Genomic DNA, 8,074 nt, shown 5'->3' with positions numbered 1-8,074 from the left:
GCTCACCGCGTGCGGCGCCTCGGCCCCCGCGCCGGCCGAGGCGCCGCACGCGGTGAGCGCCGCGGTCGCCGCGACGGCCCCGGCACCGCCGAGCAGGACTCGACGCGGCAGTGTGGTCGGTGTCGTGGCTCGTGTCTCCGATGCTCCTCCGACGGCACCACTGTCGCGGTGTTCGGTCTTCATTCGCGTTTCCGTTCCGATCGCCGTGATGTGCGCCGGAAAGCCTATCGACGACGCCGGGCGCGGGCAGCGACCTGCGTCACTGCCCGCGCCCGGCGGTGTGTGGATGTGCGGTGTCAGTGCACGACGACCGGCGCTGCCTGGTCGGCGTGCTCCGAACGCGTGCGCGGCAGGAACGCGGCCGGGATCAGTGCGAGCACCATGACGCACGTCGCGACGAGGAAGGTGGTTCCGAATGCGTCGGCGAGCGAGGACAGGATCGACTGCTGCACCTCGGGCGGAAGCTGCGCGACCATGTCGGCGTCGGGGGTCGCGGCGCCCTCGGGGGCACCGGCGGGAGCGGCCATCTGGTTGGTGAGGATCACCGACATCGTGGCCGTACCGATCGAACCGGCGACCTGCTGCACGATGTTCATCAGCGTCGATCCCCGCGCGATGCTGTGGTCGGTGAGGGTCTGCAGCGCCGCGGTCATCGTCGGCATCATGGTGCAGCCCATGCCCATACCCATCACGAACAGGGCGCCGAGGAGCAACACGTACGAGGTGTCGACGCCGACCTGCGTGAACACCGACATGCCGACGCCGATCAGGGTCAGACCGACCAGGACGATCTTGCCGGGGCCGATCCGGTCCACGAGCTGACCGGCGATCGGCATCGTGAGCATCGCGCCGATGCCCTGCGGGGCGAGCAGCAGACCGGCCGACAGCGTGGTCTCACCCCGCACCTGGAGGAAGTAACTGGGGAACAGCAGACCCGCGCCGAAGAAGCCGATGGCGAACACCGACATGGTGAGCACCGCGAAGGTGAGCTGACGGTTGCGGAACAGGCGCAGATCCACCAGCGGGTTCTTCGCACGCAGCGCGTGGAACACGAACGCCGCGATCAGGATCACACCGATGATGCCGTTGATCAGCACGCGCGGAGACGCGACGGTCCCGACCTCGGGAATCGACGAGACGCCGAACAGGAACAGCGCCAGACCCGGCGACAGCAGCAGCATGCCGACGAAGTCGAACGACTCGGATTCGCTGGGCTCGTCCTTGGGCAGCACGACGAATGCGGTGATCAGCGCGACGATGCCGATCGGCAGGTTGATGAGGAAGATCCAGTGCCAGCTCGCGGACTCGATCAGCCAGCCGCCGAGGATGGGGCCGCCGATGGGGCCGAGCAGCATCGGGATACCGAGCACTGCCATGACGCGGCCGACGCGGTGCGGGCCGGCGGCACGGGTCATGATCGTCATGCCGAGCGGCATGAGCATGCCGCCGCCGAGGCCCTGCAGCACGCGGAACGCGATGAGCGAGGTGATGTCCCACGCCATGCTGCACAGCACGGAGCCCGCGACGAACAGCACGAGCGCGGTCAGGTACAGCCGCTTCGAGCCGAACCGGTCGGCCGCCCAGCCGGTCAGCGGGATGACGCTGGCCAGCGCCAGCGTGTAACCGGTCATCGTCCAGGCCACGGTGGCGTAGCTGGCCTGGAACTCCTGCATGAACGTCGGCAGAGCGACGGACACCACGGTGACGTCGAGGATGGACATGATGGCACCGAGGACCACCACGGAGGCGATCTTCAGTACGGCAGCGTCGAGTTTGCCGTCGGACGCGGCGACGTTGGAACCCTCGGATGGGGGTGTCATGGGTGTTTCTCCTGGGTCGCAGGTGGCACAGTGCACGCCCACCCGCGCCGAGGACGACGTCGGAGAAGCGCGTGATGACTCATCAGCGAAGTCGCGGTGCCGATGTTCCGCGATCGTAACGAGTTCCGCCGACGCACCCCAAGTGACTTAATTTTCGTGGCTCGGCATATCCGCTGGTCAGGCGGCCCCAAAACGGTCCCTGGGCGACCTACGTCACATCGGGACCAGGCGACGGAACAGCCGGGCCGGTCCGCGACGGGCGCCGATCTCGACGAGCCGGGCGCGATCGGTGATCTTGACCCGCGGGCGGCCCTGCGCCCGGCCGGCGGCGCGCTCGGCCTCGTCGATCGCTTGCCAGCCCCGCAGATCCACCCGGTTCGGGCGGCGCGAGGCGAGCAGGCGCGTCAGCTCGCGACGTCCCGCGGCCGGTGCGGTCAACCGGCCGGCGTCGAAGTCTGCGAGCAGTGCCGCGACCGTCTCCTTCGCACAGGCCTTGTTGGTGCCGATGACCCCGCTCGGGCCACGTTTGATCCATCCGGTGACGTACACGCCGTTCTCGACGCGGCCGCCGGTGTTCGGGACGACGCCGCGACGCTCGTCGAACGGCACGCCGGGCACCGGCACGCCCCGGTACCCGATCGACCGCAGCACCAGCTGCGCAGGCAGATCCTCGTGGTCGCCGGCGGGCCGGGCCACGAGCGTGCCGTTCTCCCCTTCGATCAGCTCGTTGCGTACGAGCCGGACACCGGTGACGCGGTCGTCGCCGAGCAGTTCGGTGGGCGAGGTCAGGTACCGGAAGACGATGCGCTTGCGCCAGGGGATCGGCTGGGTCTGCGCGTACTCGCGCGCGAGACGCATGCGCAGCTCGACGGCGGGATCGGCGGCGGCGAGCCGTGCGCTGACCGGATCGAGTTCCAGCTCCGACTCGTCGACGACGACGTCGACGCCGTGCAGATCGCGCAGCGCCAGGAACTCGGGGTTGCTGTAGGCCGCCTGGGCCGGACCCCGCCGGCCGAGGAGCACGACCTCCCGGATGGCGCTGCGGCGCAGGGCCTCCAGCGCGTGATCGGCGATGTCGGTGCGGGCCAGCTCGTCGACGTCCGTCGTGAGGATCCGGGCGACGTCGAGCGCCACGTTGCCGTTGCCGACGATCACCGCGGTGGTTCCGCTGAGGTCGAAGGTGCGGTCCGCGTAGTCGGGGTGCCCGTTGTACCACCCGACGAATTCGGTGGCGGCGTGGCTACCGGGGAGGTCCTCGCCGGGGATGCCGAGGTGCCGGTCGGCGGAGGCACCGACGGCGTAGATCACGGCGTGGTGGTGGGCGAGCAGATCGGCGTGGGAGAGGTCGCGGCCGATCTCGACGTCGAGGTGCAGTCCGAACGCGTCACGCCGGAACGACCGCTCGAACGACTCGGTGACCGTCTTGGTGCCGGGATGATCCGGTGCGACGCCGGCGCGGACGAGACCGAAAGGAGTCGGCAGCCGGTCGAACATCTCGACCTCGACGTCGGAGCGTTCGAGCAGCTCCTGCGCGGCATAGCAGGCGGCGGGCCCCGCACCGACGATCGCAACCCGCAACGTGCCGCGATCGCGCGGCGGCGCCGGGGTGGGTGTGAGCGGAAGCCAGCCGTCGGGCGTCGGGTGCGCGGCGTAGTAGGCGGCGTTCAGTTCGGCGAACCGGGCCCGCTCCGGGGTCAGGGTGTCCTCGGGGAAGATCGCCTCGACCGGGCACGCGTCGGCGCAGGCACCGCAGTCGATGCAGGTCTGCGGGTCGATGTGCAGCATCTCGGCGGTCGCGAATTCCCGTTCCTCGGGGGTCGGGTGGATGCAGTTGACCGGGCAGACGGCCACGCAGCTCGCGTCGTTGCAGCACGTCTGGGTGATCACGTAGGCCATGGTCTGGGTCCTCGGGAGCCGGGCGGCCGGGCCGCCGCATTTCATGTGACACTGCGTAACAGTTAAATGCGACTGTAGTCGCCTCGCCACGAACACCGCAAGACACACTGCACACGACGTCCGCTCCTGCGAGAATCGGGCGATCCACGAACGCAAGGGGGCTGCGGATGGGGACCGACACGACTGCCACACCGTCGGCGACACAACCGCTCAGCGATCTACCCGCGGACGCGTCGCCCTACACCACGGAACGCACCGTCCGCACCGGCGACGTCGACAACAACCAGCGGCTACGGCTCGACGGCATCGCCCGCTATCTCCAGGACATCGGCACCGACAACCTCGCCGCCCTCGACGCGACCGGCACCGATCCCCTCTGGATCGTCCGGCGCACCGTCATCGACGTGCACCGTCCCGCGCGGTACCCGCAACACCTGCGGCTGCGCCGGTGGTGCGACGCACTGTCGACGCGATGGGCCAACATCCGGGTGCGGATGGACGAGATCGAACCCGACGGCGAAGGAGCCCTGATCGACACCGCGGGATTCTGGATCGACATCAGCCCGACCAGCGGCGCCCCCACCCGCATCAGCGATCCCCTGTTCGAGCGCATGGCGCGGCACGCCCACGACACGCGGCTCCGGTGGCGCGCATGGCTCTCCCCCGACGCCGACGGCACCGACCACGCCGCGCCGTTTCCACTGCGTGTCACCGACATCGACCCGTTCGACCACGTCAACAACGCGACCTACTGGCACGGCGTCGAGGAACACCTCGCCGAGCGCAGCGACCTGCAGGACGGCCCGTACCGGGCGGTGGTCGAGCACCTGCGGCCCGTCGTCGCCGGCGACGAGCTGACCATCCGCACCCGCCACGAGGACGACGCGCTCTCCCTGTGGTTCACCGTCGGCGACGAGGTCCGGGCCGTCGCCAGGGTCGCGCGGGCGACGGTCACGAAGGTGCCGACACCCGGCAAATCCGGCATCGCCACTCCGTCCGGCAATGGGTCGGAACACCTACGGTGGGACGCATGACGCGCACCCTCATCCTGCTGCGACACGGCAAGTCCGCATACCCGGAAGGCGTCGCCGACCACGAGCGTCCGCTGGCCCCGCGCGGGCGACGTGAAGCCGGACTCGCCGGCCGGTGGCTCCGGGCACACCAGCCGCCGATCGACGCAGTGCTGTGCTCCACGGCGGTGCGCACCCGCAGGACGCTGACCGAAGCTGCGATCGAAGCGCCGGTCGACTTCCGGGACGATCTCTACGAAACGACCCCGGACATCCTCATCGACGCCGTCCGCACTGTCGACGACGACGTGGCGACCCTCCTCGTCGTCGGCCACGAGCCGACGCTGTCGCGGACGGCACTGTTGCTCGCCCCCGATCACGAGAGCGAGGCCGCCCACCAGCTCGCCGAGAAGTTCCCCACGTCCGCCGTCGTGGTGCTGACGGTCCGCGGAGCCTGGCACGAACTCGAGGCCGGCCGCGCCGAGCTCACGGACTTCCACATCCCCCGCTGACGTCCGCCCGGAAACCCGTCCGTCAGGGCACCTTCGCCACAGCCTCGTCACCACTCGACGCCGCGCCCCCCGACATACCGGTGCCGGGGTCGTTGCTCTCCGGGCGGCTCCGGCCCTGGATCTTCGCGTGGAACCGTGCGAGCGGCGCCGGCGCCCACCAGTTGAGCCGCCCCATCAGCTTCATGAACGACGGCACCAGCAGAACCCGGACCACCGTGGCGTCCAGGACGACCGCGAGCGCCATCCCGACCCCGAACATGCGCATCAACGCCACCGACGACGTGCCGAGCGCGGCGAAGACGATCGCCATGAGCAATGCCGCGGCCGTGACCACCCGGCCGGTGTGGGCGAGCCCGCGCGCCACCGCCTCCTCGTTGGATCGGCGGGTGCGGTCCGAATCCACCCAGAACTCCCTGATCCGATCGAGGAGGAAGACCTCGTAGTCCATCGACAACCCGAACGCGACGCAGAACATCAGGACGGGGACGATGGCGACCAGGAAGCCGGTGCCCGTGGCACCCAGACCGCCCAGGTGGCCGTCCTGGAAGACCCAGACGAGGAACCCGAACACCGCCGAGAGCGAGAGCAGGTTCATCACGAGTGCCTTGATCGGAAGCAGGACGCTCCCGGTGAGCACGAACAGGACACACAACGTCGTCAGCGCGATCAGACCGAGCGCCCACGGGAGTGTGCCCATGATCCCGTCGACCGCATCCCGGTCGTGCTGCTCCTTGCTGTGGAACAGCGTCTCGGCGGGAGCCGGCACCGCGCGCAGATCGGCCAGCATCGTCGCGAGGTCGTCCCGGGCGTCGGACGAGGTGGCGATCGTCAGCATCGCCGCCCGGCCCGCGACGGCACCGGGATCGCCGTTCGCAACCCTGACCCCGCCGACGTAGGTGCCCTCCGGCGCCAGTACCGCCGCGACCCCGTCGACCGAGGACAGGCCTGAGGCATAGGTGTTCAGCTCCGACCGCACGGACGCCCCTTCGGGCAGAACGATCTGCGTCTGCGCGAGAGCACTCTGGGCGAAGTCCGCGCTCAGTTGCTCTGCGGCCCGCCGCGGCGGCGCATCCTCCGACAGGACCCGTTCGTCGGGATACCCGAGGTCGATTCCGAGGATCGGCGCGCCGACGGCGAGAAGCAACACGACGAGCGACGCAGCCACCACCGCCGAGTTCCGCATCACGCGGTGCGTGAGCCGGTACCACCCCGACCGCTCGACGGGCCGTTCGGCGGCGGCCCGCCGTGCGCTCTTCCGCACCGCGAACATCTCCAGGCGATCACCGAGGACGGACACGATCGCCGGGGTGACGGTCATCGTCACCAGAACGGCGAAGGCGACCACGGCGACGCCGGCGTACGCGAAGGACCGCATGAAGTACAGCGGGAACAGGGCCATGGCGGACAGGCTGAGCCCGACGATCAGACCCGAGAACAGCACCGTCCGTCCGGCCGTGCTCATCGTCCGGACCAAGGCGTCGGCACTGCCGAATCCGGCGGCACGTTCGTGTCTGTACCGGTTGACGATGAGCAGGCTGTAGTCGATCGCGAGTGCCAGGCTCAACGATGCGGCGAGGTTGAGCGCGAAGATCGACACATCGGTCACGAGTGTGATCGCCCTGAGGATGCCTGCCGTGGCGACGATCGTCGCCACCCCGACCGCGACCGGGATCAACGCCGACACCACACTGCCGAACACGAACACCAGCACGACGAACGTGATCGGCACGGCGATCGACTCCGCGAGCAGCAGGTCCTTCTCCAACTGGGTGGACATCCAGTCGTAGACCATCCCCTCGCCCGCGACATCGATCTCCACGTCCCCGGTGGAACCGCCGTACTCGTCCGCGAGCGCCCGCGAGTTGGCGGCACCGTCGTTGTCACCGCCCCGCACACCGGCGACCACCAATCCCGTCGAGCCGTCGGTACTGCGCAACGCGATCGCCAGTTCGGGGTTGCCCCAGAGCGACACGACCGATGTCACCCTCGGATCACCGGCGAGATCCTCCGCGATCCGGGTACCGGCAGCGCGGGCCGTCGGCGAATCCGCCCCGTCCCGGGCCTTCACCGAAAAGACCAGTGTCATCCCGCCGCGGTCGAAGACTTCTTCGAGTTGCTGTGCAGCAACGGAGGATTCGGCGGTCGGAGCGACGAACCCTCCCGCGCCGAGGTGCGAGGCCACCCCGGCGCCGAACACACCCAACATCGCCACCACGGCGATCCAGATGCCCAGGAGCAGCCGCGGCGCGGCGATTGCAGTGCGCGTTGCCATCTTGATCACTCGGGTCCCTGCCTCACGGAATCGTTCGCTTCGCCCCACACTGCATTGCCCACCGGCTCAGCCCTTCGTCGCGAGCCAGCTCTCGAACGCGGGAAGGTCGGGAACGATCACCTCGGAGGTGGACAGCACCGCCAGGTTCTGCCGCATCTCGGTGATGCTGGCGACGACGCTGCCACCGCAGTGCGCGGCATACATCTCCATCGCGGTACCCATGCTCGGTACACCCCCAGGCAGGAATGCGACCAACAGATCGCACTCGGCCGCGTAGGCCGTCAATTCCCGGAACTTCTCCCGCAGCAGACCCACTTCGCTGTCGAGCTCCGCCTCGTCGACGACCTCCGTCTCGGCGAGCTTCTGATAGCCGACGGCCAACGGCATCCCGATCGACGCGATGAAACTCTGCATCGCCTGGTGCGGGTCGAAGCACTCGATGTCGGGATTGTAGGCACGCAGGATGTCACCGATTTCGTCTCGATAGCCCTGATCCCGGATCGCGAAGCCCGGAGTCGCGCCCTGCATGGTGCCGGCGACGAACACCGTCCGAAACTTGCTCAT

The 8,074-nt window shown here is 69.1% G+C and carries 6 protein-coding genes and 1 pseudogene; 2 read left to right on the top strand and 5 right to left on the bottom strand.

Going from position 1 to position 8,074, the window contains the following annotated elements:
• The 3 genes and pseudogenes from M1M07_RS26485 to M1M07_RS26475 form a co-directional block, all read right to left on the bottom strand.
• Positions 1-183 (bottom strand): annotated as a pseudogene (locus tag M1M07_RS26485) (hypothetical protein); the annotation flags it as partial.
• 113 nt (positions 184-296) lie between these two features.
• A complete protein-coding gene (locus M1M07_RS26480) occupies positions 297-1,820 on the bottom strand; it encodes a DHA2 family efflux MFS transporter permease subunit (protein ID WP_248676096.1) in 1,524 nt (507 codons plus the stop codon).
• 213 nt (positions 1,821-2,033) lie between these two features.
• Positions 2,034-3,716, bottom strand: a complete 1,683-nt coding sequence (locus M1M07_RS26475; RefSeq protein WP_248676095.1) for an FAD-dependent oxidoreductase — start codon at positions 3,714-3,716, stop codon at positions 2,034-2,036.
• Positions 3,717-3,883: 167 nt separating this feature from the next.
• Here M1M07_RS26475 and M1M07_RS26470 point away from each other — a divergent pair, with 167 nt between their 5' ends.
• On the top strand, positions 3,884-4,750 hold the full coding sequence (locus M1M07_RS26470) for an acyl-[acyl-carrier-protein] thioesterase (RefSeq protein WP_248676094.1): 867 nt from the start codon (positions 3,884-3,886) through the stop codon (positions 4,748-4,750).
• Positions 4,747-5,238: a histidine phosphatase family protein gene (locus tag M1M07_RS26465; protein WP_248676093.1), complete on the top strand. Its 492-nt coding sequence runs from the start codon at positions 4,747-4,749 to the stop codon at positions 5,236-5,238. The genes M1M07_RS26470 and M1M07_RS26465 overlap by 4 nt, the downstream gene beginning before the upstream one ends.
• A 22-nt stretch (positions 5,239-5,260) precedes the next feature.
• Here the strand turns inward: M1M07_RS26465 and M1M07_RS26460 are convergent, their stop codons facing one another.
• On the bottom strand, positions 5,261-7,510 hold the full coding sequence (locus M1M07_RS26460; RefSeq protein ID WP_248676092.1) for an MMPL family transporter: 2,250 nt from the start codon (positions 7,508-7,510) through the stop codon (positions 5,261-5,263).
• A 66-nt stretch (positions 7,511-7,576) separates the two neighbouring features.
• A complete protein-coding gene (locus M1M07_RS26455; RefSeq protein ID WP_248676091.1) occupies positions 7,577-8,074 on the bottom strand; it encodes a hypothetical protein in 498 nt (165 codons plus the stop codon).

The organism is Rhodococcus sp. HM1, from assembly GCF_023218075.1.
Classification (GTDB): Bacteria; Actinomycetota; Actinomycetes; order Mycobacteriales; family Mycobacteriaceae; genus Rhodococcus.
Note: the sequence above shows the minus strand (reverse complement) of the source record. Positions and strands in the feature narration are given on the sequence as shown.